This window comes from Vibrio mediterranei (assembly GCF_013364395.1).
GTDB classification, from domain to species: Bacteria; Pseudomonadota; Gammaproteobacteria; order Enterobacterales; family Vibrionaceae; genus Vibrio; species Vibrio mediterranei.
Genome location: NZ_JABXGK010000008.1, coordinates 1,900,562 through 1,924,924 on the forward strand (window position 1 = coordinate 1,900,562; position 24,363 = coordinate 1,924,924).

Annotated in this window: 20 protein-coding genes; 12 read left to right on the plus strand and 8 right to left on the minus strand. The window is 42.8% G+C overall.

The window, feature by feature from the left end; genetic code table 11:
• The first annotated feature begins 47 nt into the window (after positions 1 to 47).
• Genes ulaG through HOP38_RS25635 form a run of 3 tightly spaced genes read left to right on the plus strand, consistent with a single transcriptional unit; the run spans position 48 to position 2,218 of the window.
• Entirely contained in the window at positions 48 to 1,115 is a 1,068-nt protein-coding gene (gene ulaG, locus HOP38_RS25625) for an L-ascorbate 6-phosphate lactonase (protein ID WP_006069731.1), read from the plus strand.
• 55 nt (positions 1,116 to 1,170) lie between these two features.
• Positions 1,171 to 1,416: a hypothetical protein gene (locus HOP38_RS25630; protein ID WP_006069730.1), complete on the plus strand. Its 246-nt coding sequence runs from the start codon at positions 1,171 to 1,173 to the stop codon at positions 1,414 to 1,416.
• Complete coding sequence (locus tag HOP38_RS25635) at positions 1,406 to 2,218, plus strand: Cof-type HAD-IIB family hydrolase (protein ID WP_006069729.1); 813 nt, start codon at positions 1,406 to 1,408, stop codon at positions 2,216 to 2,218. Before HOP38_RS25630 ends, HOP38_RS25635 begins: the two co-directional genes overlap by 11 nt.
• 41 nt (positions 2,219 to 2,259) lie before the next feature.
• On the opposite strand, the gene HOP38_RS25640 is transcribed toward HOP38_RS25635, so the two are convergent.
• Together HOP38_RS25640 and HOP38_RS25645 are read right to left on the minus strand one after the other, a co-directional pair.
• Positions 2,260 to 3,060 (minus strand): acyl-CoA thioesterase, encoded by an 801-nt coding sequence (locus HOP38_RS25640; protein ID WP_006069728.1) that lies wholly within the window; start codon positions 3,058 to 3,060, stop codon positions 2,260 to 2,262.
• Positions 3,061 to 3,200: 140 nt separating this feature from the next.
• Entirely contained in the window at positions 3,201 to 3,926 is a 726-nt protein-coding gene (locus HOP38_RS25645; RefSeq protein ID WP_124941605.1) for a GntR family transcriptional regulator, read from the minus strand.
• 206 nt (positions 3,927 to 4,132) lie between these two features.
• On the opposite strand from HOP38_RS25645, the gene HOP38_RS25650 reads away from it, so the two are divergent.
• The 6 genes from HOP38_RS25650 to HOP38_RS25675 all read left to right on the plus strand — a co-directional run bounded on the left by HOP38_RS25650 (position 4,133) and on the right by HOP38_RS25675 (position 10,815).
• The gene (locus tag HOP38_RS25650) at positions 4,133 to 5,461 is read left to right on the plus strand and encodes a 6-phospho-alpha-glucosidase (RefSeq protein ID WP_031494600.1); all 1,329 of its coding nucleotides are present in this window, start codon (positions 4,133 to 4,135) and stop codon (positions 5,459 to 5,461) included.
• 17 nt (positions 5,462 to 5,478) lie between these two features.
• Positions 5,479 to 7,020, plus strand: a complete 1,542-nt coding sequence (locus HOP38_RS25655) for a PTS transporter subunit EIIC (RefSeq protein WP_198559314.1) — start codon at positions 5,479 to 5,481, stop codon at positions 7,018 to 7,020.
• Between the two features lie 59 nt (positions 7,021 to 7,079).
• Positions 7,080 to 8,099, plus strand: a complete 1,020-nt coding sequence (locus HOP38_RS25660) for a zinc-dependent alcohol dehydrogenase (protein ID WP_124941607.1) — start codon at positions 7,080 to 7,082, stop codon at positions 8,097 to 8,099.
• 13 nt (positions 8,100 to 8,112) lie between these two features.
• Positions 8,113 to 9,105 carry a Gfo/Idh/MocA family protein gene (locus HOP38_RS25665; RefSeq protein ID WP_124942224.1) on the plus strand — a complete coding sequence of 331 codons (993 nt, stop codon included), beginning with the start codon at positions 8,113 to 8,115 and terminating at the stop codon, positions 9,103 to 9,105.
• Between the two features lie 120 nt (positions 9,106 to 9,225).
• Entirely contained in the window at positions 9,226 to 9,753 is a 528-nt protein-coding gene (locus HOP38_RS25670) for a TetR/AcrR family transcriptional regulator (RefSeq protein ID WP_124942225.1), read from the plus strand.
• Positions 9,754 to 9,768: 15 nt separating this feature from the next.
• Positions 9,769 to 10,815, plus strand: coding sequence for an alcohol dehydrogenase family protein (locus tag HOP38_RS25675; RefSeq protein ID WP_031495215.1), 1,047 nt, complete (start codon positions 9,769 to 9,771; stop codon positions 10,813 to 10,815).
• 85 nt (positions 10,816 to 10,900) lie between these two features.
• On the opposite strand, the gene lpdA is transcribed toward HOP38_RS25675, so the two are convergent.
• Entirely contained in the window at positions 10,901 to 12,310 is a 1,410-nt protein-coding gene (gene lpdA / locus HOP38_RS25680) for a dihydrolipoyl dehydrogenase (protein ID WP_198559315.1), read from the minus strand.
• Positions 12,311 to 12,504: 194 nt separating this feature from the next.
• Between lpdA and HOP38_RS25685 the strand changes: the two genes are divergently transcribed.
• Complete coding sequence (locus HOP38_RS25685) at positions 12,505 to 12,843, plus strand: hypothetical protein (protein WP_006069724.1); 339 nt, start codon at positions 12,505 to 12,507, stop codon at positions 12,841 to 12,843.
• Here the strand turns inward: HOP38_RS25685 and HOP38_RS25690 are convergent.
• On the minus strand, positions 12,837 to 14,033 hold the full coding sequence (locus HOP38_RS25690; protein ID WP_198559316.1) for an MFS transporter: 1,197 nt from the start codon (positions 14,031 to 14,033) through the stop codon (positions 12,837 to 12,839). The genes HOP38_RS25685 and HOP38_RS25690 overlap by 7 nt on opposite strands.
• Before the next feature lie 91 nt (positions 14,034 to 14,124).
• Between HOP38_RS25690 and soxR the strand changes: the two genes are divergently transcribed.
• On the plus strand, positions 14,125 to 14,559 hold the full coding sequence (gene soxR, locus HOP38_RS25695) for a redox-sensitive transcriptional activator SoxR (protein WP_006069722.1): 435 nt from the start codon (positions 14,125 to 14,127) through the stop codon (positions 14,557 to 14,559).
• A 30-nt stretch (positions 14,560 to 14,589) separates the two neighbouring features.
• Here soxR and HOP38_RS25700 read toward each other — a convergent pair whose 3' ends face one another.
• From HOP38_RS25700 to HOP38_RS25715, 4 genes are all read right to left on the minus strand, one after another.
• A complete protein-coding gene (locus tag HOP38_RS25700) occupies positions 14,590 to 16,263 on the minus strand; it encodes a DUF342 domain-containing protein (RefSeq protein ID WP_198559317.1) in 1,674 nt (557 codons plus the stop codon).
• A gap of 306 nt (positions 16,264 to 16,569) precedes the next feature.
• Positions 16,570 to 18,606, minus strand: coding sequence for a tRNA(Met) cytidine acetyltransferase TmcA domain-containing protein (locus HOP38_RS25705; protein ID WP_198559318.1), 2,037 nt, complete (start codon positions 18,604 to 18,606; stop codon positions 16,570 to 16,572).
• A gap of 79 nt (positions 18,607 to 18,685) precedes the next feature.
• On the minus strand, positions 18,686 to 19,657 hold the full coding sequence (locus HOP38_RS25710) for a ParB/RepB/Spo0J family partition protein (RefSeq protein ID WP_038227616.1): 972 nt from the start codon (positions 19,655 to 19,657) through the stop codon (positions 18,686 to 18,688).
• Between the two features lie 6 nt (positions 19,658 to 19,663).
• On the minus strand, positions 19,664 to 20,881 hold the full coding sequence (locus HOP38_RS25715; RefSeq protein WP_198559319.1) for an AAA family ATPase: 1,218 nt from the start codon (positions 20,879 to 20,881) through the stop codon (positions 19,664 to 19,666).
• 1,209 nt (positions 20,882 to 22,090) lie between these two features.
• On the opposite strand from HOP38_RS25715, the gene HOP38_RS25720 reads away from it, so the two are divergent.
• Positions 22,091 to 24,061: a replication initiator protein RctB domain-containing protein gene (locus HOP38_RS25720; RefSeq protein WP_006069717.1), complete on the plus strand. Its 1,971-nt coding sequence runs from the start codon at positions 22,091 to 22,093 to the stop codon at positions 24,059 to 24,061.
• The last annotated feature ends 302 nt before the right edge of the window (positions 24,062 to 24,363 follow it).

Here is a 24,363-nt window from a genome sequence, read left to right on the forward strand (position 1 = left end):
CCCTACATCCAAAATTTGACCAATTTATTGAAATAAAAGGTATTGTTATGAGCAACGTAAATGAAATTACTCGTGAATCATGGATTTTAAGCACTTTCCCTGAGTGGGGTACTTGGCTAAATGAAGAGATTGAAAATACTGTCGTAGAGCCAAACACATTTTCAATGTGGTGGTTAGGCTGTACGGGTATTTGGCTTAAGAGTGAAGGCAATACTAACGTTACTATCGATTTCTGGTGTGGTACTGGTAAAAAAACACAAAAGAACCAGTTCATGAAAAACCAGCACCAAATGATGCGTATGGGTGGTGTTGAAGCACTTCAACCAAACTTACGTACAGCAATTTTCCCACTTGATCCCTTTGCGATCAAAGATATCGACGCAGTTATGGCCTCTCACGATCACGCCGATCATATCGACGTTAACGTGGCCGCGGCGGTACTACAGAACTGTGGCGATCATGTAAAATTCATTGGCCCACAAGCGTGTGTTGACCTTTGGATGGGCTGGGGTGTTCCAGAAGATCGTTGTATCGTGGCAAAAGTAGGTGACGTTCTTGAAGTGGGCGATATGAAGATTCGCGTTTTAGACTCATTTGACCGCACTGCTCTAGTAACTCTGCCAGAAGGTACTTCTTCGTATGATAAAGAGATCCTAGATGGTATGGATAAACGCGCTGTAAACTACTTGATTGAGACCACAGGCGGTAGCGTATACCACTCAGGTGATTCACACTATTCAAACTACTACGCTGCACACGGTAACGAGTACCAAATAGATGTAGCCCTATTGTCTTATGGTGAAAACCCTCGCGGTGTCACCGATAAAATGACGTCATCTGACATCCTTCGCGCAGCTGAATCTTTAGACTGTGAGGTAGTCATGCCGTTCCACCACGATATTTGGGCTAACTTCCAAAACGATCCTAAAGAAATCGAAGTACTTTGGAATATGAAGAAAGACCGTCTGCAGTACAGTTTTGCACCTTTCTTCTGGCAAGTCGGTGGTAAATACACCTATCCAACAGATAAAGGTCGCATGCACTACCAGCATTTCCGCGGCTTCAAAGACATCTTCAAAAATGAGCCGGAGCTTCCATATAAAGCATTCCTATAAGGCGAACCGGGGGCGATATTCGCCCCTTTTTTTATCTGAAGAAAGGAACATCTGAATGCTGCTAAAGGAATTCAAACATCATTTTGCAAGAGGTGATATTGAAGGAGCAATAGCCCTTAAACCTCGCACGGCAAGGGGCTACTATCTGCTGATTATGAGCTCAAAATGGGGAGTCAACAGCTTCTTAGAAACAGGACGCGATCTCACCCCTCGCGTGTTCATGACAATGAGCGCGCTAATCAATGCCGCAACAGCGATTGGTTTGCAACCTCATCAAGTTGAGGTACAACATGAAGTATAAGCTCATCGCCATTGATCTAGATGGAACGCTACTCAATTCACAAGGGGAGATTGATACCCAAACCCAGCAAATAATCCGCTCCATAGCTTCAACAACAAACATCATCTTAACGACAGGTCGCCACCACACCACCGTCGCCTATTATCACCAACTGCTGCAATTGAACACTCCGGCCATCTGTTGTAATGGCTCTTATGTCTACCAGTTTGAAAACCAACAAATTACTTTTGCTGAGCCTATAGACAAACAGCGAGCGGCGCACTTTGTTTCTCAGTCTGAGTCTCTCGATCTGATTGCTTATGCTGACGACAAAATCTTGCTTTGCTACCAACATCCCGCTAATTACATCTCAAAATTGGAGTCATGGGGCGCCACACTTGAGTCAAACATCCAGCCCCAAATAGAGCGTGTTGCTGATTTCGCGAGCGCGCTGAGCGATTGCAAGCATGTCTGGACGTTCGTAACAGAAGGTAGTCCAAATGATATTGATGCCTTTATCTCTGATCCGCTGATCTATAACAATTTCAGCTACGAACAATCCTGGTTTAACCGCATTGGCTTTAATAAAAAAGGCAATAGTAAAGGTGCCATGCTTTCGCGCTTAGCCACTTCGTTAGGCATTGAGCTTGAAGATGTTGTGGCAATAGGCGATAACGACAACGATGTATCTATGTTGCAGTGTGCAGGACTTGGCATTGCGGTAAATAATGCGACCGAGAAACTTAAAAACTGTGCGGATATAGTAACCAAAGCCTCAAATGACCAAAACGCTATCGTTGAAGCCATAAAGATAATTTCTTAGCACTAGGAGAGCGTATCTCTCCTAGTTATGTCCTTTTGTTATCAATCGAAGATTGCGATGCTCTGACGACTGACTGCCACTAACTGACCTCTATTGTTCCATATATTGGCCTGAGCATGAGCGTACCCTTGAGCCGCCTGACGAGTATGAGATTGGTAAGCAAACCAATCTTCTGGTTCAACAGGTTGGTGAGGATGTATAAATTCCAAGTTCCACATCATGCTGCTGGCAGGCGCCGGCGTTGACATCATTTGCAGTACACCTGGAGGCCATGCGTCGACCAAACAAATAAGATGTGCATCTGTAATCTGTTTTGGAGCTTGCTTGAATCGCATCCAACCCCAAGTATGTGAGTCTTTACTTGCAGTAAATGGCAGATGACCTCTAGCCAAAGCAAGATCGATATGGGAGGTATAATTAGGTGCACCTTGAGCCACTTCAGGAAATCTAGGTAGTTCATCCGGCAGTGGCATGATGTGGTTATCGTTGTTGTTAACACTAATATTCGAGTCGCGATCTGCTCCAAAACACCCTTGCTGAAAAACAGCAACCTGACCATTTTGAATCAATCGAGCACTCATCTGAGACACGCTTTTTCCTTCACGTAACACTTCGACTTCAAATGTGAAAGGCACATCTACAAGCAGCGGACCAACAAAATTGGTGTTCAATGAACGCAATACACGTTCACCATTAACTTTGGATTGCATGATGGTATACAACAGAGAGGCAGATAAGCCACCAAACACCGTTCTGCCTTGACCCCACGAAGATGGAATGGCCATATGCTCTCCAGTTTGAGCACATTGCTTAGCTTTTTCTAATAATTCATCGAAATGCATGCCGACCACCTTATGTTAACAGCTTGTTAGTTAAACGATAACTGGTCGGATAAGATAAATCAACGGGGCCTGCGTTATTCTTTAACCTGCATCAAATTTGTTGCATTTATGATGAAATAAAGTTAACAAATAAAGAAATATTATTTTTGAATCATAGTACTTCGAGGTGATGTGTATTCAAATGAATATTGTTTTAGGCTAAATCGGTTGATGGCGAAATCGAAAATGGTGCCGTCTTCCAACACACCCATTGCTTCCACACACAAAGTCGGTGTACCACTTTTTAGTTTCAACGGCCTCGCATCTTCAACAGAGATACCCTCTGCATACACTTTCTCCCTGCTGTGCTTTATTTTATGTCCTAACTTATGCTCTACATATTGGTACTTAGAGTTTTGTATTGTTTCGACCGACAAATCTGGAAACAACTCAAATGGCATATAACTGCGCTCTAACACTTCAGGAATCTCATTAATCATACGAACACGTTTAATAAAATATACTTGGTCTCCAGGCACTATATCCAGTTTCTGAGCGACGTATTCGTCAGCCTCTTGCAACTGAAACGAGATGATGCGCGTGGAAGCTTTTCCACCTTGTTGCTCTACTTCTTCCGTAAAACCCGAGTGACTCAAGGCGTCGTGCTGTGTCTTAGCTGATTTAATGTAAGTGCCGTCTCCACGCACTCTATGTACTAAATCTCTATCAACCAACACTTTCATTGCGTTTCGGATAGTTGCTCTGCTTACTCCAAACTCCATTTGTAGATCTTGTTCTGTTGGTAACAATGAATCTCGTGGATAGGTCTTGTCTGCAATTCTTTGCTCCAACACTTCTGACACTCTCATATAGAGATGTTTACTCATAACTTCACCTCACTAAATTTCCAACAAGGATACATTAATAGTACTTTTACTTCAACAAAGAGTACTTATTGACCTTAACGCAGATTAAAAAGGACATTTATGTGATCTAACCATACTTTTTGAATCCATATATTCAAATGTACTTCATATGTACCTTCTTGATACGTACATTTAAATAACTTAATCGACACCCAACAGGTTCAGAAATGAAGAAACAAAACCTCACTATCGTCGGTGCTGGCAGCACATATACTATCGGCATGATCATGAGTTTGATTGCGGAAAAAAACACGTTCCCGCTACGAAAAATCACGTTTTATGATACTGATGCAGAGCGCCAAGCACTCAACGCAGAAGCTACTAAAATTCTATTAAAAGAACGTTACCCAGAAGTAGAAGAATTTCATTACACCACCAACAAAGAAGAGGCATTCAAGGATAGTGACTTCTTCTTCATTCAAATCCGCAGTGGCGGTCTACAAATGCGCGAACGTGATGAGCAGATTCCTCTCGCACATGGCTGTGTTGGTCAAGAAACCTGCGGTCCAGGTGGTATGGCTTATGGGCTTCGCTCCATTGGTGACATGATTGAAATCATCAACGACATTCGTAAACAATGCCCTGATGCTTGGATCCTCAACTATACCAACCCTGCAGCGATCGTCGCTGAAGCACTAAATCGCGAATTTCCTGATGATAAGAAAATTCTCAACATCTGTGATATGCCTGCTGCCATTATGGTCAGTTATGCACAAATCCTAGGTTGTGAGATTTGGGATCTCGTACCTGAATACTTTGGGCTAAACCACTACGGCTGGTTTACAGGTATTAAAAATCGACAAGGTGAAGATCTCACCGATCAAATTAAGAACGTCATCCTTAATGAAGGTATCAAAGCTGTAGATTCAGAAATCGTCAATGACCCGTCATGGCAAGCAACGTTTAAAAACATGGAAACCATGCTACGTGACAACCCAGAATACTTACCAAATACCTACCTGCAATACTACTTGTACCCAGAGAAAATGGCTGCGAAAGAAGACATTAACAACACTCGCGCTCGTCAAGTGATCAATGGTCGAGAGAAACGTGTCTTTGACCTTTGCCAGCGCGTAATCTCAGCAAACAGTACAGCTCAAGAAGAACTACACGCAGACATTCACGGTCGTTATATGGTTCGAGTCGCGGCATCACTTGCTTACAACTTGTGCGAAACCTACTTGGTAATTGTTCCAAATAACGGAGCTATCTCAAATATCCAAGAAGACGCGATGGTTGAAGTCCCATGCTTACTAACAAGTAGTGGACCAAAAGCCCTCAGCGTCGGCAAGATACCGACATTCCAAAAAGCCATGATTGAAAGCCAGCTTGGCTATGAAAAACTGGTGGTAGATGCTTGGTATGAAGGTAACAAGCAAAAACTTATCAATGCCCTTACTCTAAACCGTACTGTGGTCAATGTACCCAAGGCGAAAGCGATCGTTGAAGACATTCTTGAAGAAAACGGAAGTTATTTACCCCAGTTTAATAAATAAGTAACAAGGATAATAAAATGAATACCTCTGCCCTACGACACAATGCCAAGGAGGCGACACAAAAGTTCTCCAGAGCAGCCATACAGGTTATTCTATTTATTGCCGTAATGGGTACAGCAATGGCTGTTGCGGCAATCATGAGAATGGAGTTCATGCCCAGCTTCATTATTTCTATCGGCGACATGATTATGTCGATGATGTTTGGGATGCTAGGTAACCTCCCTATTATATTCTGTATGGGGCTTGCTGCGGCATTAGCTCAAAAGAAAAAGGTCGATGCCGCTATTACAGCCCTAATATCGTTCCTATTTTTCCTAGTAGCAAACAATACTTACCTTACTAACAACAATATGTTGGCTGAGGAAGGTATCGCTGGATTATACGGTACTGGTCAAGCAATGGTACTAGGATTTCAAGTTGTCGACATGGGCGTTATTCTCGGCATGCTAATGGGAATATTAGTTGGTTGGCTGCATAATAAATATCAAGGGTTAACTTTTGGTGCTTATTTTAGAATTTATGAAGGCTCACGCTTTGTATTTATTCTCATGATACCAATTACTGCAGCACTCGCTATTTCATCATGTTACTTCTGGCCACCAATGAATAATATGATCAACAACTTAGCATCGTTGATCGAAACTTCAGGTGTGTTCGGTATTTTCAATTACACAGCATGGAACTTTTGGTTGATACCGACAGGTCTGCACCATCCTCTATGGATGTCATTCTTTTATACTCCATTGGGCGGAACTGCAGAAGTTGGTGGAGAAGTGATTCATGGAGCACAAACCATCTTCCTAGCTGAAATGTCACATATGAATGAAATTACTGAGTTAGACCCATCGATTAAATACGTCAGCTTCGGTCTTACTAAGGTGTTCGGCTCACTAGCTATCGCAGCGGCCTTCATACGAACAGCGGCAAAGGAGAAAAAGGCCTATGCGAAGAGTATTATAATTCCAAGTCTGGCCGTTGCTGTAGGTACTGGTATTCTGGAGCCATTGCACTTCCTTTATATATTTATCGCTCCATCAATTTGGTTTATCTACGGATTAGTGGGTGGTATTGCCGATAGTATTACCTATATGCTTGGTGTTAGTACTTATATGCCAAATGGCATTATTGATTTAATTATCACTAACATCGCAATACCTCTGAGTTTGACTAAAGCTCATTTCACAGTATTAATTGGTATATTGATGATGCCATTATGGTATTTCCCTGCAGTATGGATTATCAAGAAACGTAATATTGATATCTTCCAGGACCAAGATGTGTCTAACGAAGATGTGATTAAGAGTGCTGTCAATGATGACTCTGATGTTAAACACTTTATTTCAGGATTAGGCGGACAAGATAATATTGAGACTGTTGGCAACTGTTTTACTAGATTGAGGGTTCAAGTTAAGAACCCAGAGTTAATAGACAAATCTGAAATAGAAAAAGGTAAACAAACTGGTGTGGTGATTAATGGCAATAATGTTCAAATAATCATAGGCATGCATGTAGAAACCTATAAAGAAAAGATGTGTGACGTATTAGGTCTAGAAGCCTAGTCCAGAAAATTTCAGGGAGGAATTCTTCTCCCTTTTTAAATTTAATTTTGAGGTAAGTTATGAGAGACACATATAACGTCAAACTTATTGGCTTAAAAGACGTACAGTTATTAAATGAACAACTTGATGATTCTAATATTAAGCCAAATGAAGCCATTATTAAAAATGAGATGTCACTTATTAGCGCAGGGACCGAACTGTCGCGAGTTTATGGTATTAAAAAAGGCGTAGAGTACCCACTATATACTGGTTATATTTCTGTTGGTAAAGTAGTCGAAAAAGGCAATGAATTAACAGGCATCGAAGTGGGTGACCGAGTCATGTTTAATGGCCCTCACAAGCAATTCCAACGTTTCGAGCATAACGGACGCAATTTAGAGCTCATCCTTAAAGTCGATCCAGAACTCACATTAGAACAAGCTGCACTCGTTTACCTTGCATCAATTTCGATGAATGGTGTCGCTATCGCTGACGTTAAGCTTGGGGACACCGCTGCGGTATTTGGTCTAGGCACTATTGGGCTCATTACAGCTAAGCTTCTCCAACTTGCAGGTGCAAAAGTAATTGCCATTGATCCTGTTACTTCTCGTACTGAAGACGCAAAGAAAATTGGCATTCAACACGTAGTTAGCTGTGCGCCAGAACATCAAGAGTCGGAAGTCATGAGGCTGACGAACGGTCGTGGTGTTGATATCGCTATCGATGTCGCAGGTGTTTCTCCTGCTATCGAGACTGCCGTTAATTGTGCTGCATTTAACGGCCAAGTGATCCTCAGCGGCTCACCACGCGCGGAACATCAAGGTAACGTTACCGCAATTCTAAATCGCATCCACATGCGTATGTTAACAGTAAAGGGGGCTTACAACGGCTTATACCCATTCTACGAACAAGAAGGCTCACGTATGTGTGTAGAGCGTAACATGCAATATATCGTCAATTGTCTGAAGGATGGTCGTCTAAAGGCAGAAGATTATATCAGCCACATTCTATCTCCTCGTGATGCAATGCAAGGCTACCGAGGACTGATGGAAGATCGCGATAGCTACAAGTGCGTTGCGTTCGACTGGACACAGCTATAACAGGAGATCGATGATGAAAATAGGAATTGTCGGTGCTGGTGGTATCGTAAACGTCTGCTTAGCTGCACTTGATAAGATTGATGAAATTACCGTGTCTGCCATCTGTGTTCTAGAACAGGAACGTCAGGTTGCAGAGGAGCTTGCTGAGAAATATTCGATACCAACAATTTACACCGACTATAACGATTTCTTAGCAGACTCGAATATAGATGCCGTGTACGTAGGTATTATCAACAGCCTGCATTATCTATTCACCAAGCAAGCGCTTGAAGCGAATAAGAACGTTATCTGTGAAAAGCCATTCACGTCGTTGGCGAGTGAAAGCGAAGAGTTAGCAAGTCTCGCAGTTGAAAAAAGGCTGTATTTGTTTGAAGCAATCACCTTGCTCCACTTTAGAAACTACCGTTACATCCTAGATAAGATAAAAAAACTTGGAGATATTAAACTAGTACAATGTAATTTCTCTCAGTTTTCAAGCCGCTATCCTCAGTACAAAGAAGGTAATGTACTGCCCGCGTTCAGTCCTGAGCTCTCTGGGGGAGCGCTTTATGACTTAAATGTCTATAACATTCATTTTGTCATGGGTTTGTTTGGCACTCCAGATAATGTGCATTACCTAGCAAACCGAGGACACAACGGTATCGACACTTCAGGAGTATGCACACTTCAATACCCGGAATTCATCGCATCATGTGCGGCCGCAAAAGACTCGACCAGTCCTAATTTTGCCATCATTCAAGGAGAGAAAGGCTACATTAAAGTAGAAGGTGCTACTAACTTCTGCCCTAGCGTTTCTTTTGTATGTGGTGAACAATCAGAAACCTATGATGAAGCGAATCCTGAAAATCACATGGTAGAGGAATTCCAGAGTTTCGCACGTATGTTCCGAGAACAAAATCTGGAACAATGCTATCGACACCTTAACCATTCCGTCTCCGTAATGAACGTTATCGAGCAAGCGCGATTGAGTGCAGGGATTGTCTTTTCTTGTGACACCAACGCATAACTGCTCCTACCCCCGAACAATTTCTGCAAAGCCCCAATCGGGGCTTTTTATTTATTGACGAGAGTAGAACAATTATTCTACCCTATAGGTAGTACAAACATTCTACCTATAGGTTTTATGATGTCCCAACAACAAATAGCCGAGAACCTGGAACGTGCTTTTGCGCAAAAAGGGTTTGCAGAACCGAGTGTTGCTGAGCTAAAAGCACTTTCTGGTGTCAGTATGCGAACGCTTTATAAATATTTTCCTTCTAAAGAAAGTATGGTCGTGGGCGCGCTGGATTATCGTCATCAACGTTACCTATCGTTACTAGAAAGCTGCCACAGTGCTCCTGGCTTGGCTGCCACCTTATCGGCGTTTGATACGCTTAGTCACTGGATGAGGCAGAACGCACCAAAAGGATGTCTTTCTGCAAATGCTCTAGCGGCATTTCCTGACAATGCAGAAATTCACTCCGCTGTTGAAACCTATAAACATGCGGTAATTCAACAATTGGCGCAGATAAGTGGTCGTGAAGATCTAAGTCAGGCGTTATATGTACTTCATGAAGGTATCACGGCCGCTTACCCTATCCTGGGAGAAGCTGCCGTGAGTGCAGCTAAAACGGCAGTCAACGCACTATTCACAGCGACAACATCAAACAACTAAAAAAGGAAACCACACATGAGTTCAATTATGACTGGCGTTCAGCTCATTGGGCACGGTGACTTAGAACAACTTGTCGTTAAATCAGACATCGCGGTTCCTAAACCAGCCGCTAATGAAGTTCTCATTAAAGTCAGCGCCGCAGGCGTAAACAACACCGATATCAACACTCGTATTGGCTGGTACTCCAAGGGCGATAACGATAGTGAAGACGCAGGCTGGTCTGGCAATGCTCTTTCTCTACCAAGAATTCAAGGTGCGGACGTTTGTGGTCATATTATCGCTGTAGGAGAGCATATTGACGATGCTCGAATTGGCGAACGCGTGCTCATTGATCCTTGCCTTCGGTACTCCGATGGAGAACGCCTTGATCACTTCTGGTACTTTGGCTCTGAGTGTGATGGTGGTTTTGCAGAATATACCGTAGTGGATTCTCGCCAGGCTTACAGTGTAAATTCAAGCTACAGCGACATTGAGCTCGCCTCTTTTCCGTGTTCTTACTCAACCGCAGAAAACATGCTCACCAGAGCATCAGTCACAGCTAATGATACTGTTTTAGTCACTGGCGCATCGGGCGGTGTGGGTTCTGCTGCAGTGCAGTTGGCGAAAGCACGTGGTGCTAAGGTGATTGCAGTAACTAGTGAATCGAAGGCATCAGCCTTACTTGATATCGGTGCCGATAAAACGGTATCACGTGGTGAAAGCTTGGTGGATACATTGGGTAGAAACAGCGTTAGTGTTGTCGTTGATCTCGTTGCAGGTCCTCAATGGCCAGAGTTACTTGAAGTGATGCAACCCAAAGGCCGCTATGCCGTCTCTGGTGCTATTGGTGGCGCGATGGTCGAACTCGACGTTCGAACACTGTATCTAAAAGATCTGTCTTTTTTCGGCTGTACTGGGCTCGAAGATGAGGTATTTCCAAACCTAATCAGCCGAATCGAACACTCACAAATAAAACCACTGGTGGGGAAAGTGTTTGCATTATCAGATATCAAACAGGCACAACGGGAATTTGTAGAGAAAAGCCATATCGGGAAAATTGTATTGCAAGTGACACAAGGATAATACTAAAAACAGCCAACTCTCCAATGATGCCCCCTTGCTTTAACAAGTGGGCATCATCTCTTGGTAACAAGACGTTCGATATTGGTTATTTCTTGCGGGGAGGTAACATATCGGTCATAGAGCCTTCAACCAATTCGGCAGCAAAGGCAAAGGTTTCTGCTAATGTAGGATGAGCATGAACAGTGTGAGCGATATCTTTAGCACGCCCCCCTAGCTCTAACATCGCAGCTGCTTCGTGAATGAGTTCCCCAGCATTTTCTCCACAAATCCCTGCACCTAAAAGCGTACCTGTTTCGGCACAGAAAAGCGCTTTGGTGACGCCATTCGTCGCCCCAACACTCTGAGCTCGACCACTGACCAACCAAGGCACTTTGCCTGTTTGGAATTCTATACCTTGCTGCTTAGCTTCCTTCTCTGTCACACCGACCCAAGCGATCTCCGGACTGGTGTATGCCACCGATGGAATGGCTACAGCATGAAAAGTTGAATCCATACCAGCGATAACCTCTGAGGCCACCTTGCCTTCGTGTGTTGCCTTGTGAGCCAACATCGGTCCTTTGACGATGTCACCGATAGCAAAAATATTAGGGACGCTGGTTTGCATCTTGTCATTCACAGGAATAAGCCCCTGTTTATCAACCTCAATGCCTAGCAAATCCAACCCTAAGTTGGACGTGTTTGGCCTGCGCCCAACAGCCACTAATACAGCATCAAAACACTCGCTTTCTGGTGCTTTCTTACCGTCAAAAGATACCGTGATAGCATCAGTACCCGCTTCAATGCCAGTCACCAACGTCTTGGTCAACATTTGATAGCGCTTCTTAACCGACTTAACTAAAGGTTGAACAATGTCTTTATCTGCTGCAGGAATCACTTGCTCTTGTGCCTCGACAATAGTGATCTGCGATCCCAATGCTGAATACACTTGTGCCATTTCTAGACCAATAATCCCGCCGCCAATGATCAGCAGTTTGTTAGGAATCGTCGTCAGCGCTAGTGCGTCGGTAGAGTCCCAAATCCTCGGATCATTAGGCGCGATAGGAAGTGATACTGAATGTGATCCGGTTGCGATGATGGCATGCTTAAACAAGATTTGCGTTTCTGATTCACCAACCACTGACAGTGCATTGCGTGAGGTAAACTGACCAACACCTTGAACGCGTGTTATCTTGCGAGCTTTTGCTAGGTTAGCAATTCCTTTCGTCAGCTCTGATATCGTGTTTTCTTTGTGAGATCGTAAACCGTCAATGTCTATGCTTGGAGTACCAAATGCGATACCCATTTGCTTTCCATGCTGGGCATGTTCAATTAACGCCGCTGCATGCAATAAGGTTTTGGATGGTATACAGCCTACGTTTACACACACGCCACCCAAAGTATCTTGCTTCTCTACTAGACATACAGACAGTCCAAGATCAGCCGCGCGAAAAGCTGCGGTATAACCTCCAGGTCCACCACCGAGTACAACTACATCTACGTTGATAGAATCCACCATCCCTATTCTCCTCATTTTTCAGAAACGTCACTACCGCAACACGATAAATTCCGTCCAGTATAGATCGTCTAAATGTCTGAGCAGTGTTAATTTTTGCTGTTAGGTGACCTGTGTTTAAAACTTCTCTTTATCTGTCTCAAATAGTGTTTAGTATGAGCGTTTGCGCACAAACCTAGGACAAACCACTAACTGCTATGAGAATAAAAGCACTGTTATCTTTCACCTTGCTCATCATGACGGGCTGTTCGTCATATCAAATGAATCAGCTTGGCCTTCGCTCCTCATCAGTTAATACTTACCCTAATTACATGGACACAATAGAGCTATGCGAAGTTGCCAACGGCTATCGAGCAACCAATCAAACTCGCATCTCCGTGAGCAGCGAGCAATGGAAACGCAATCTAACAACTGAACGCTGCGACGAGCTGGTAAAAGAACTCTACTTCAGTCGATTCATCCGTAGTATTACCATATCCAAACCCGAAGAAGCAGCGCAGCCTGTCCCAACGCCATTACCGGCAAAACCTCAATAGCTTTGTAACGTATGAGTATTATTTTTATTTTTATACAATAACAACATACCCAAAGCGGCTAACATCATCACAACGGCGGCCACCGCAAACCCAAGCTCCGTAAGATCGTAGTGAGTCAAATAGGCGATAAGAACATAACTCATACTTTGAACAAAAGTAGAGAATAACTTCATTCCACCATCTACTCTGCCTCGAACTCTATTATCAATCGTTTCATGCAGCTTATTTACTCTAGCGATTCGATTGGTCGCATTGAATAAGCCAATAAATAACGCAAAAATAACGAGACTAAGTGCTGACATCGAGCTAGCTAGTACACTCAATAACACCGCTAACCCGACAACACTGACAATCATTAGTTGTTCTTGTCGAAAACGAATCAGTAGCTGCGTAATGATAACTCCGCATAACATCGCGCCTAAACCATAATTTATTTGCCACCAAGCAAACCAATGACCTTCAATGTTTTGCTCGGAAAAATAGATAGGCACCAACTTAGACAAGTAAGTCATCATTGGGTAACTCAGACAGGACAGAGCAACAAACAAGAAAAACATCGGTGAGCGTGAAAATATGGCTTTAGATTCGCTCAGCTGTGTCATAAAAGATACATGCTTGGTCTCGCGTTGCTTTGGTTTGTAATGGATACTGGCATAGCAAATCATAGCGCTGACAGAAAGTAACATGGCCAGCAAGGCAAAGTACTCAATTGACCACAGTTCCAATAACAATACGCCTAAGCCGCCTGCAGTCAGGGTGGTCATCTGTAGGACGATCTCTTGTTGTCCAGAGATTTTTGCATAATCTGATCTTTTATAGAGCTCTTGAGTGAATGCACCGTTTGTCCCCCATGCAAGATCGTTAGTTAACCAAAAAACCAGTTGAGCAACAGCAAGGGGCCAAAGTGCATTTGGTTCAATATACCAAGTAAAAACAACGAGTAATGCAGCTAGCGCCTGTAATAGTTGGACCAGTGCTAAGATATGCTTTCGCGAAAAACGGTCAATAGCCGTAGCAAAGAATGGGGTCACAAAGAACGATAACGCCGTGCAACATAACGTGAGTATAGCCAAGAATGTACTGTTGTTTCCTTGCGTCAAGATGCTCCATGGGAGCGCCATTAACATCATCCCTGAAGCGATACCATCGAACAGCAGTGCAGAGAGATGTTGCAGCGAAGTCCTTTTCATCATCATTCCTTTATCTTTGTGAGTTGCTTCAATGCTAAAACCTCAATATTACTTGAGGTCAAGCTATACTTGAGTGTAGAAGGAGAATGAAATGGAATTATCAGTCGGTCAGGTAGCAAAGCGTGCGGAAGTTGCTGTATCAGCACTGCATTTTTACGAGCAGAAAGGAATGATTTCTAGTTGGCGAAACCAAGGGAATCAACGTCGCTATGACAGCTCAGTCTTGCGACGTATAGCGGTTATTAAAACAGGACAGCAACTCGGGCTCAGCCTAGAAGAGATTAAAGAGGCATTGTCGGTGCTTCCTATTCATAGAGCCCCCTCTCAAGAAGAGTGGGAGTCTATGGGCAAAAACTGGAAGCGAATATTAGATGAGAAAATTTGGCTAATGACCAAACTTAGAGACGAGCTTGGGGAGTGCATTGGTTGTGGTTGCCTCTCGCTAAGTCGCTGTCGACTAAGAAATCCTGACGATATATTGGCCCAGCAAGGAAATGGCGCTTTGCTGTGGAAGCAAAGCACCTAAGTCATAGTCTAGGCTAACAAAAACTTGGTTCTAAACTGCAAGGTCTTCTTCTTTTAGCTTTGGAGCAAAATGGATAATATGCTTATTAAAGCTGAATGATGCAGGGCCGTGCGTATTTTTTGTCGTCACCTTTTCTTCGTCAAACGCGACGGTTACACGTGTGTGAGTTTGAACCAAAGACTCTACCGTATTGAGCTCTAACTTAGCAAACAGCTCCAGCTCCAATCTCTCTTTTTCAGCATTGAGTTCATCTAACGCTTCGGTGTTTGAACTATTTAATGCTTCGAGCTCTTTATTCTGTTCTTCCGTTCTTGCTGACTTAGGAACCTTCTTAAGCTCTATTTCGCGTCGGATTGCTTTCATTTTACTTTCTTGAAGCTCGGTATAACGTAGTTGCAGTTGTTCTAGTCCATCTTGGTAATTTTGGAACTGCGCAAAAGCTTTTATGTAGGTGGCAGTATCACCTTCCACACCGAGTTGATTACAAACCACTTTGCCACCGACTATCGCTTCTCCACCACTTAAAATCCCTTGTTTCTTCCCTGCGCCAGTCACTATTAAATCACCGCCACACACGATGTCGTTGTTTAGACTATGCACCGTAAAGTGAATATCTCCTTGTGAGCTGATATTGGCAAACTGAGCGTAATTAGCGACAACATCGCCGCCAGACTCAATGAGACAAGATTTGGGTTCGCCATCATCAACATTATGTCCGATGATACCTTTGCTGACGATGATATCCCCTTTCGACTTCAAAATTGCCGACTCAACAAATCCCCCAACAGTAATAGTCCCTGTCGCTGTCACTTCCATATTGGGTTCAATATTTCCAGAAATCACCACACTGCCCTTAAATTTGATATGTCCGGTGGATATATCCACTTTACTCAAGCAAAGGGCTTCATCAATCTCGACACCCGATGATTTAATTACCGGCATTCCTGACATCGTAGACAACAATGTATTCGGGTTATCAGCCGAGAACTTGGTCCCTGCTCCCGGCTTAAGTGGATTGTCTTTGACTGCTTTAGGAGGGATGATGGCTCCAGTGACTGTGAATCCATTCTCACCTTTGATGGCCGGTATTCGCTTCATCACTTGCTCATTTTCACCTACCGTAACAATGGCTCCTAAATCACGCATATCCACTTTGTCTCCATCGCCGGTAGCTTGCGGTTTGAGTACACGCTTTTTAGGGTCAGCTACTAGTGGAATAAACTGCGCATCTTTACCTTCTTTCGGCCTTTTTCCTATCGCCACAGGTTGGGTATAGCTCTCACCAGCTTTAAGCTGACGACTGAGTAGCAGTACTTTCTTTAACGCTTTTTTGTTAAGTCCTTTAACTACTCTGGATTCTGTGAGTGATTTGATGATGTCATTAGGCTGAAGTGGATTGCCGCCGTATGCTCCAGTGACTTTAATACTAGCAATCATATCTTGCTCGGTTAGTATCACTTCAGCGCTAGCATCTTTAATTTGGGCAATAGTGATGCCAGAAAAGGCTTCACCTTTTGCACTTGCAGCACACTTTATGAATTGATTGACAGCAGATTCGTCAAGAAAGAAATGCTGGGCATTAAGCTCACCCAACATGTTGTTTAGCAAAGAAGCTTCTAATGCCAGACCTTGCTCATACTCACTCGGTAATTGGGCAATAACTTCATTACCATTTGACGATATTTTGAGAACACTTTTCCACATGATGGCTAGACACTTCCTTATGCTCATTACACAAGCTCAAACTGAACAATGTGATCATGCTTCAACAATTTTAATTATCTTAATGTAGTCTCAGTAGTGAGACTATGTTCAATATCGAAAACTCCGGTTGGCGTCACGGTAATTCGGTTGGTTCTTTGACTCTGATTCAACTATGAACGTGTGGTAGATGAGAGAGAACTGAATTTGAGTTTGAAGAGGATTTACAGTGTAAAAACAGGATTCTGGCAATTTACACTGTAAACGTCGGTGGCTTTGTTTACAGTGTAAATCCAAGGTAAGAGAAGTTTAAGTCAATTTACACTGTAAACGTTCGATGAGTGAACAGAGTTCCAGCCTAAATTGAGCTTCAGCTTGTTTACGTCCCGCTAGACTCAATTGATGGACAACGTGTTCCCAAGACCATTCTTGCAACACGACGGCCGTGACAATCGCACTATCAACATCTACTGAGGCATTTGCGAGAGACACCATGAAGTCGAACAAATCGCTACGGCTGGAAACCAATGAGTTGCCACCTCTTGAGTACAGAATGGCGAGCTTCGATGGCAACGCAGCGCTTCTCTCTATAATTGAAGTAGAAAACAATAACCATGCAAGCGATGGATGAATATCCCGATTGACCGATCTCAATTGATAAACCAGATTTCGGCTGAACTGTTGTTTAGCTTGGGAAAGCCAATCTTCGCTATTCTTAGATGTTGGCAATACCAAAGTAAGGCTGTAGGTACCACTGGCTTTATCTTTAGCACTACCCAGTTTAAGCGGAACGAATTGGTTGCTTTGCCAGAATCTAAACAGCTCTGTCGTCACTCCAAAGCTGGTGGCAAGATAATCTACCTGATCATCTGTTTGTAGTTTCAAACGACGCAGCATCTCAGAACCGACACCGGAGGATTGTACTAGAGGATGAACCGCTATGCGCATCACTCTGCCACAACGTTGCGTTGCCGGCTCTGATAGAGCAAGGTGATTAGCTAGCTCAACCGGCGCCAAGTTACCCGGCGGACGAGACTGCCCTAGTTGGACTCTCTCTACGATATCAAGAGACAAATCCCCTTCCCTATTTAAGAGAACAGCGCCGACAACCTGACCATCGTAACTCATGGTATAAAGCGTCATTGTTTTTGACGAGAGCAATAACATCAGATCGTTAGGAGAAGTCTGGTAGTGCGCATTAACGAGTAAAGCAAAGGCTTCAGACAATATTGATTCATTATTGCTACAATCATTTGTTGCCACTGAAGAAAAAGACCAACGCTTTGAATCAAACGAATCAAACTTAACGTCACTTGCCAACTGTGTTAGCTCAGCTTGTAATAGAAACGCACCGGCGCACCACTTCTCTAAAGCATCGTTTTGAGCCCATCGAATCGGCTGCTGCATATGATGTAGTTTGGTTCCTTTACGTTCCTTCTGGAGCCAAGGAAGGAACTTAAGGCTAAACCCTCTTCCACACCCTTCATAACCATGAACAGTCGAACTGATAACTAGACGATGGTAATAGGCAACAATGGTTTTTAAGAGTGGAACTGGAATCGCTGCGGCTTCGTCGACAAACAATAAATCACAAACAGGCTTTGACTTTATCAGTTCATCTGGCGAAACAAACTCAATAGATGACGAAGCGCTTTGTTCTATCTGACTGAAATCAAAGACAGGCTGAACAGCAGCTTTGCTTGGCGCAGTGACCAAGATTCGACACGGACGTGAAGCGACTATTCTTGCCGCCGCTAGTCCGAGGGCACTGCTTTTGCCACGCCCTCGATCGGCAGTAATAACCAAAGGACGTTTTCTATGTCCCGTAAGGACTCGCTCGATGGCCTCGATGGCTTCGTTTTGTTCTACATAAATATTGCTACTCTCACGCGCCTGGTGTTGATTTTGCCAATAAGCCAAATCATTAATCAGGTTACGGCTTGATTGTTTCAGTCGAGGTAGCAAAGCGAGGTGTCGCTCTAACCAAGGATGTACATCACTTCCATTACTTAACAGAATGAGTACACCGCCTCCTACGAGCGCACCAAGTGCAGCATTAAAACTATTAGCATCAAAATCATCGCTAAGCGTCACGACGAGTAGCTTAACTTCCCTTCCTAGTAGACGTTTTCCTTGTTTAACCGGAATAGCGTCTAGAGAGCCGATAGATTCTTCTCCTAGCTGAAACTTAGAGTCTTTAGGAAAGCGCATCGAGAATTGCTCAATCAATTCATGCTGCCATGCCAGTGAGCCTTCTAAAATAAGCGCACTTCGTTGAAAGCGCTCATCCGCTATTGCATGTTGTTGCTCGAGAAGATGAAGCTGTGAGGAAAATAAAGCCGTCATGGGTATCATTGCTGTGGGGACTTACCACAATATTAACACAAAAAAATACCTCGCTATGGCGAGGTATTTTGAAAGTTATTTAGTTCATCTTAGTTTTTATGAACTCTAGGATTTCATCCATTGTTTGGTCATCGACCTTTTTAAGGTTGAGTGCTAAATTTGGACCTTTGCGAGTGTAACTAGCCCGTCCCTTAACGAGATCAATTTTCGCGACTTTAGCTCTCTTAGGTGGCGCAAGTTCATGCATCCAGTTCTCTAGAGTTTCCGACACATCTTTGGTAATGCGTGCAACACCTTGAGCACGACTTTTCTGCCACACGTAACCTTCATTCTGGTGACAACGCTCAATTAATTGGTTTTGTTTGTCACCATCAAGCTCGCTAAATTGCTTATGTAGACGCACAATCGTTGGACGTCCTAAATCACTCACGTTAGGGTATGCTTGAAGAAGTTCTAGTGGTAAGTCTGCAGCTTTCAGAGCTCCACTTACCAGTGCTTCGCTACATTGAAACATTTTCGCTAGCGCTTTTTGGTCTTCAGCTTCGCCGCTTTCAAGCTTAGCTAGCATCTCTTTACCTTTTTCATATAGAGATAGCGGCTTATGGGCGTTCGCAACATCAGACAAGAATTTAGCGTGGTCGCCATTGATATTTTCAGCAACGTAAATCAAGAACTCTTTTTGAGCCAGAATACATGACATACGACGACGGCTACCATCAAGAACTTCAATGGTTCCGTCTTTTTGACGGCGGCCAACTGCTGGATACTGTTGCCCTTTATCTCTTAAAGTTGCCAGTACATCAGAGAGTGCGTGCTCGTTTAAGAATGATTGCTCACGTGCATTTTCTTCAAATACGAACGTCTTCGATTCCACTTCATTTGCAGGAATACGCACAAGTTCAAATGAAACTAGCTCCTCCCCTGCAACTGATAACTCAATATATTGGGCTTGTTCCTTGGCTGCGGTTTGCGCTTCCTGAGGGGTAGTTGCACGTCTCTTATTTGCTTTTCCGAAAAGCTTAGCGTTAAGTTCAGAAGTTTTAATAGCCATATAACGTTACCCTTGATTCAATGATGACCAGTTGCTGTGAAGCACTCTTTCTAACTCTAGTGCACTTTTGTGTACTGCGTCTTGTGCTGTCGCCAGCGTTTTTTTACCACCTTCAAAGTCAGAAGCCGTTAAATCAAATACTGTGCTGTAGGTATCTGCACAAGTTTCAAATGCCCTACTACGAGGAATTGTCGCCATCATAACTTGGTCACCAAGTAGGTAGTTCATCTCTGTTAAGACAGACACTTGCTTTTTATTATCATCTTCAAACATGGTCGGCATCAGACGAACGAATTCTAATCCTTTCCAATCTTCTGGGAACATCTCATAAACAGTCGGAAGGTGCTGGAAGAAATTGACTGTTGAAGCCCAATCTAAACGTTTAGCTGCACATGGAATAAGCAGCGCATTAGATGCATACATAGCGTTCCAAACTAGTGGATCAACGTGAGGGCCAGTATCAATCATGATGACGTCGAAGTCATCCGCGATGTTGTCAATCAACTTCTCTTTTAGTAGTTTAACAATATCGAGAGATTGGTTTTGAGAAAGGTTTTGCCATGCTTCCGCGTTAAACATCGCATCTTCAGGGAAGGCTGAAATCGTTTTTAGGTTAGGATACTGAGTTGGTAGCAAAACGTTGCGGCGTAAAAAATCAATATCAATATCAGTCCCTTCCGGTACATTTTCTAGCATTACATCTACCGCAGAATAGATGTTTTCATGTTCGGAAATACTGATTTGTGGATTCAAGAACAAACGAAGTGAACCTTGAGGGTCCAAGTCAATTAGACAGATACGATAGCGTTTGTCCAAGTTTAGCGCTAGGCAGGCAGCTAGATGAACTGCGCTCATAGACTTACCAGTACCACCCTTTTGGTTTTGAACGTTAATAATCCACGGTTTATTATTGGCGCTTTGTTTACGTTCGTGAAATTTAGGTACCGCAGCCGCATCCATCAACATGTGTGCTTCTTGCAACGAAATAGAATAATGATTGGCATTATTTTTAGTAAATTGATGACCATTTGCTTCCATCTTACTGATGGCATCATCCAGTTTACGACGAGTCAGTCCAGAACGAGTTTCCATCATTGCTTTTGACATTGCAGGAAAGTGATCATCGCTTCGTTCTTCTAATACAATTTCGATGCGATCTGCTTGTACTTGCTGAGTTTGTTCTGCAAGTTGGTAGAGATTATCTATTGTTTGTTCTCTTTTCATACCTAAGTTCCAACCAAGTAACCTAATGAATTAATGTACAGCTATATCGTACATTCACATCAAAAAGCTGTCCACTCACTTAGTGTTGTTTTTTACAATAAATTGACCACATAAAAGCTAAATCGTGATTTTGCCTACAAAGCTGATGAAAAATACATCAAACAATCCAAGTTATAATGAAGTGAAAGACACAGAAACCTCAACAGATTTCAAACGTTACCACGTAACCTATTTACAATGTAAATAAAAAACATCTCGGAACGATTATAAATATTGGATAACTTACGGACTTTGTTGTTTCTACCTCAGCTATTTCAAATTAGGCGTCTTTTTAGGCACAAAAATAATTGTTCATTGGTCAGTGAAGAAATGTTAGAGCACCAAAAGACAAAACTCATGATCATAGTTCCGAAACTATAGAAGCATGATCAAGGGGAGTTTTAGAAACAGACGTTGGATTATTGGTCTGTTACGTCGATCATTTATCTTGGAAGAATGATCAAGTACTTTGTCACTACGGAAGCATGTAAATCTCCGACCAAATTACGGCTTATGCCCGATAGAACAAGGGATAGTGGTAAGATTCAGTGATTAACGACAGAATTCAAAATGCAATAACAGGTTCAATAAACTTACTTGATCATGCTTCCTAATATATAAGGGTTAAAGCCATTAACGATGAAAAAGCGTCTGTTCGTTTATCTTTATTCAATTCGAGTAATATCTGAACAATTACTTTCATCAATTGCCTAAGACGACAAATAATTCTTCCACCTTGATCATGCTTTCGAGGTAAATTTATGATTTAAAAGATATTTACATTAAGCTATTCACAGCTTTTCTACTTTTTCTGTGGATAAGTTGTGATGACTTCATGATCATCTATCCGTAAGCGTAATGATCATATTTTCGGGCAGATGATGATCATGCCTCCAGAGTTCTATGATCATGCATTCGAAAAACAATGATCATCGTTTCGTAATTACTATGATCATGCGTCCGAATCCTTGTCAAACATTTGCTTTTAAAAACATAGAGTTACAATCCATAAAAGTGCCAGATCATAAGATCACTTAATCATATTAGATCAGTATTATCAGTAAAGATCAGTTTATTAAGAGCAATAAAATAGATCTTTATTTATTCGGCATTATTCTTTATTCTATGGAACAATATCGAATTTACGGATAGTGTGATATAGATCCAATCATGAGCAACGATGAAAAATTATTGATCCGATCTCCACGAGATCACAAAGGCGGACATCTTTTTGAAGTGACAGAAACGTCTGTCGATTGGATTGAGCAGTATCAGCACTTCAAAGGCGTGACCAAGAGCATTTTGGAACTGCTGAATCTTATCTCTTTACGCGGATTCAGTTCTAAAGATGGTTACGTTTCAACTACCGAGTTAATCGACGCCACTGACGGTAAACTAACTCGTGCAGCTATTCAGCAACGTTTGAGAGCCGCAGTAAATATTGGTTTGTTTAGCCAACATGGTGTTAAGTTTGAGGAAGGCCTCGCTGGCAAAACGATGCTTCATCGGTTTATTAATCCCAATCAATTAGTATCCGTTTTGGGCGCAACCAGCCTGGTTACCGAATCGGTTAAGCAATCTGAAAAGCAAAAAAAATCAAAAGCATTGGCTCAAACACAAGTGAATAAACGTTTGTTGAATGAACATGGACTTTATACGCCACCAGCTATGCGCGATGAAGCAGATCAGTTTGTAGTATCTCCAACAAACTGGGCAGGCATTATCGATCAAGCACTCGCTCCACCACGTACACGTAAAAGCTATCAGAAGTCGATGGTATCCATCTCAGGTACAAAAGCGGTGATTGAAACTCGATCATCTAAGAATATCATGACTGTTGATGATCTTATGACGCTGTTTGCATTGTTTACGCTAACGGTGCAATACCATGATCATCACCACGAAGAGTATCACCTTGATGCTAAACATGTGCCTAACAAGACCCCTTTATATATCACTGACATCCTTTCCCTTCGAGGTAAAAAAGACAGTGGCCCAGCACGTGATTCCATTCGTGACAGTATTGATCGAATTGAATTTACCGATTTCCAATTGCACGAGCTTACAGGTCGTTGGCTCAGCGAAAATATGCCTGAAGGATTCAAGAGTGATCGTTTTAGGTTTCTAGCCAGAACGATCACTGCATCTGAAGAGGCACCACGTGAAGGCGCGGATGGTGAGATCAAGATCAAGCCTAATTTATATATCTTGGTGTGGGAGCCGTCGTTCTACGAAGAGTTATTGACGAGAGACTATTTTTTCTTGTTCCCGCCTGAAATTCTAAAACAGCATACCTTGGTATTTCAGTTGTATTCGTATTTCAGAAGTCGTATGGCCCGACGTCATACCGATACTCTTCTTCTTTCAGAGCTTAATCAAAAGCTTGCGCGTAACATAGAATGGCGACGCTTCTCGATGGATCTTCTTCGAGAGCTTAGAAAACTAGGGGAAGGATCCACAAGCAATGATCAATTTGATGTAAACTTATGGGGCTATCATCTGACACTACAATGCATAGATCCTGATGCTAAGCTACCAGATTATCAGGTTGATATTCGTTGTGATGTGGAAGAAGTATTGCGTTACTCAAGAGCAAGAACCACGAATGCAGGTAAGCGAAACATGGCACCAACCTTACCTAACCCGTTACGCAACGAGTTGGTAACTCGTAAGCAACTCGATGAGCTGTCGACAATCATTGACGGTGAGTTTGAGCCAATTCAGCGTAAAGCACCGTCTCCAAGAGGAAACCTGGGCCGTAGAGTGAAGCAGAGAAAACACTTAGTTGAAATCAATGCGGATGAAATAACCATCATCTTATCTAAATATACTTCATCAGAAGCTCTAGAACGCAGTGTAACGGCATTGTCTGCCATGACAGGGCATTCGGTCGCCTCAATCAAACAAGAGTGCTCAGAGCTTATGGAGAAGCTGGATTGGTTGCGTGTTGATGACCAGGTCATTCCCTATGAAGTGCTAAGTCGTGTTGTGGAGTTATATAACTCTCGACAAGAAAACAAGCATTTGTCGATTGAACGACTGATCTCAGCGTTGGCCGTCCGTAAAAAAGTGTGTAAACAAGTGCACGAAGGGCATATCGATGAAACGGTATTTCGCGTGCTAGATGAGGTCGCTATTTAGCGCTAATTAACCCCTTGTTACACTTAGTACTAACTTGTTAGGAATAACACATAACGCTGACAATAAGCTGACAAAGTAACAAGTGTGGTTGGCTAATATTTATTCCGAATAGACAACCTTTTGTCCTTTCTAATGAAATAAGTAGATTGGCTCATATTGTTACATTCATTCTGATATATTTTGGCGAGTTCAATTTGGACTCGCTTTTTTTTTGTCTGAAATTCGACGATTCCCTCATTTCTGGGTGAGGTGCAACTAATATCTGGTGTGGGCTTAGAGGAGAAAAAAGGAGATCTCGATCA

Bases quoted from the DNA above. Each gene is read 5' to 3' on its own strand.
- ulaG (WP_006069731.1), top strand. From the start codon at position 48: ATGAGCAACGTAAATGAAATTACTCGTGAATCATGGATTTTAAGCACT.
- HOP38_RS25630 (WP_006069730.1), top strand. From the start codon at position 1,171: ATGCTGCTAAAGGAATTCAAACATCATTTTGCAAGAGGTGATATTGAA.
- HOP38_RS25635 (WP_006069729.1), top strand. From the start codon at position 1,406: ATGAAGTATAAGCTCATCGCCATTGATCTAGATGGAACGCTACTCAAT.
- HOP38_RS25640 (WP_006069728.1), bottom strand. From the start codon at position 3,060: ATGCATTTCGATGAATTATTAGAAAAAGCTAAGCAATGTGCTCAAACT.
- HOP38_RS25645 (WP_124941605.1), bottom strand. From the start codon at position 3,926: ATGAGTAAACATCTCTATATGAGAGTGTCAGAAGTGTTGGAGCAAAGA.
- HOP38_RS25650 (WP_031494600.1), top strand. From the start codon at position 4,133: ATGAAGAAACAAAACCTCACTATCGTCGGTGCTGGCAGCACATATACT.
- HOP38_RS25655 (WP_198559314.1), top strand. From the start codon at position 5,479: ATGAATACCTCTGCCCTACGACACAATGCCAAGGAGGCGACACAAAAG.
- HOP38_RS25660 (WP_124941607.1), top strand. From the start codon at position 7,080: ATGAGAGACACATATAACGTCAAACTTATTGGCTTAAAAGACGTACAG.
- HOP38_RS25665 (WP_124942224.1), top strand. From the start codon at position 8,113: ATGAAAATAGGAATTGTCGGTGCTGGTGGTATCGTAAACGTCTGCTTA.
- HOP38_RS25670 (WP_124942225.1), top strand. From the start codon at position 9,226: ATGTCCCAACAACAAATAGCCGAGAACCTGGAACGTGCTTTTGCGCAA.
- HOP38_RS25675 (WP_031495215.1), top strand. From the start codon at position 9,769: ATGAGTTCAATTATGACTGGCGTTCAGCTCATTGGGCACGGTGACTTA.
- lpdA (WP_198559315.1), bottom strand. From the start codon at position 12,310: ATGGTGGATTCTATCAACGTAGATGTAGTTGTACTCGGTGGTGGACCT.
- HOP38_RS25685 (WP_006069724.1), top strand. From the start codon at position 12,505: ATGAGAATAAAAGCACTGTTATCTTTCACCTTGCTCATCATGACGGGC.
- HOP38_RS25690 (WP_198559316.1), bottom strand. From the start codon at position 14,033: ATGAAAAGGACTTCGCTGCAACATCTCTCTGCACTGCTGTTCGATGGT.
- soxR (WP_006069722.1), top strand. From the start codon at position 14,125: ATGGAATTATCAGTCGGTCAGGTAGCAAAGCGTGCGGAAGTTGCTGTA.
- HOP38_RS25700 (WP_198559317.1), bottom strand. From the start codon at position 16,263: ATGTGGAAAAGTGTTCTCAAAATATCGTCAAATGGTAATGAAGTTATT.
- HOP38_RS25705 (WP_198559318.1), bottom strand. From the start codon at position 18,606: ATGACGGCTTTATTTTCCTCACAGCTTCATCTTCTCGAGCAACAACAT.
- HOP38_RS25710 (WP_038227616.1), bottom strand. From the start codon at position 19,657: ATGGCTATTAAAACTTCTGAACTTAACGCTAAGCTTTTCGGAAAAGCA.
- HOP38_RS25715 (WP_198559319.1), bottom strand. From the start codon at position 20,881: ATGAAAAGAGAACAAACAATAGATAATCTCTACCAACTTGCAGAACAA.
- HOP38_RS25720 (WP_006069717.1), top strand. From the start codon at position 22,091: ATGAGCAACGATGAAAAATTATTGATCCGATCTCCACGAGATCACAAA.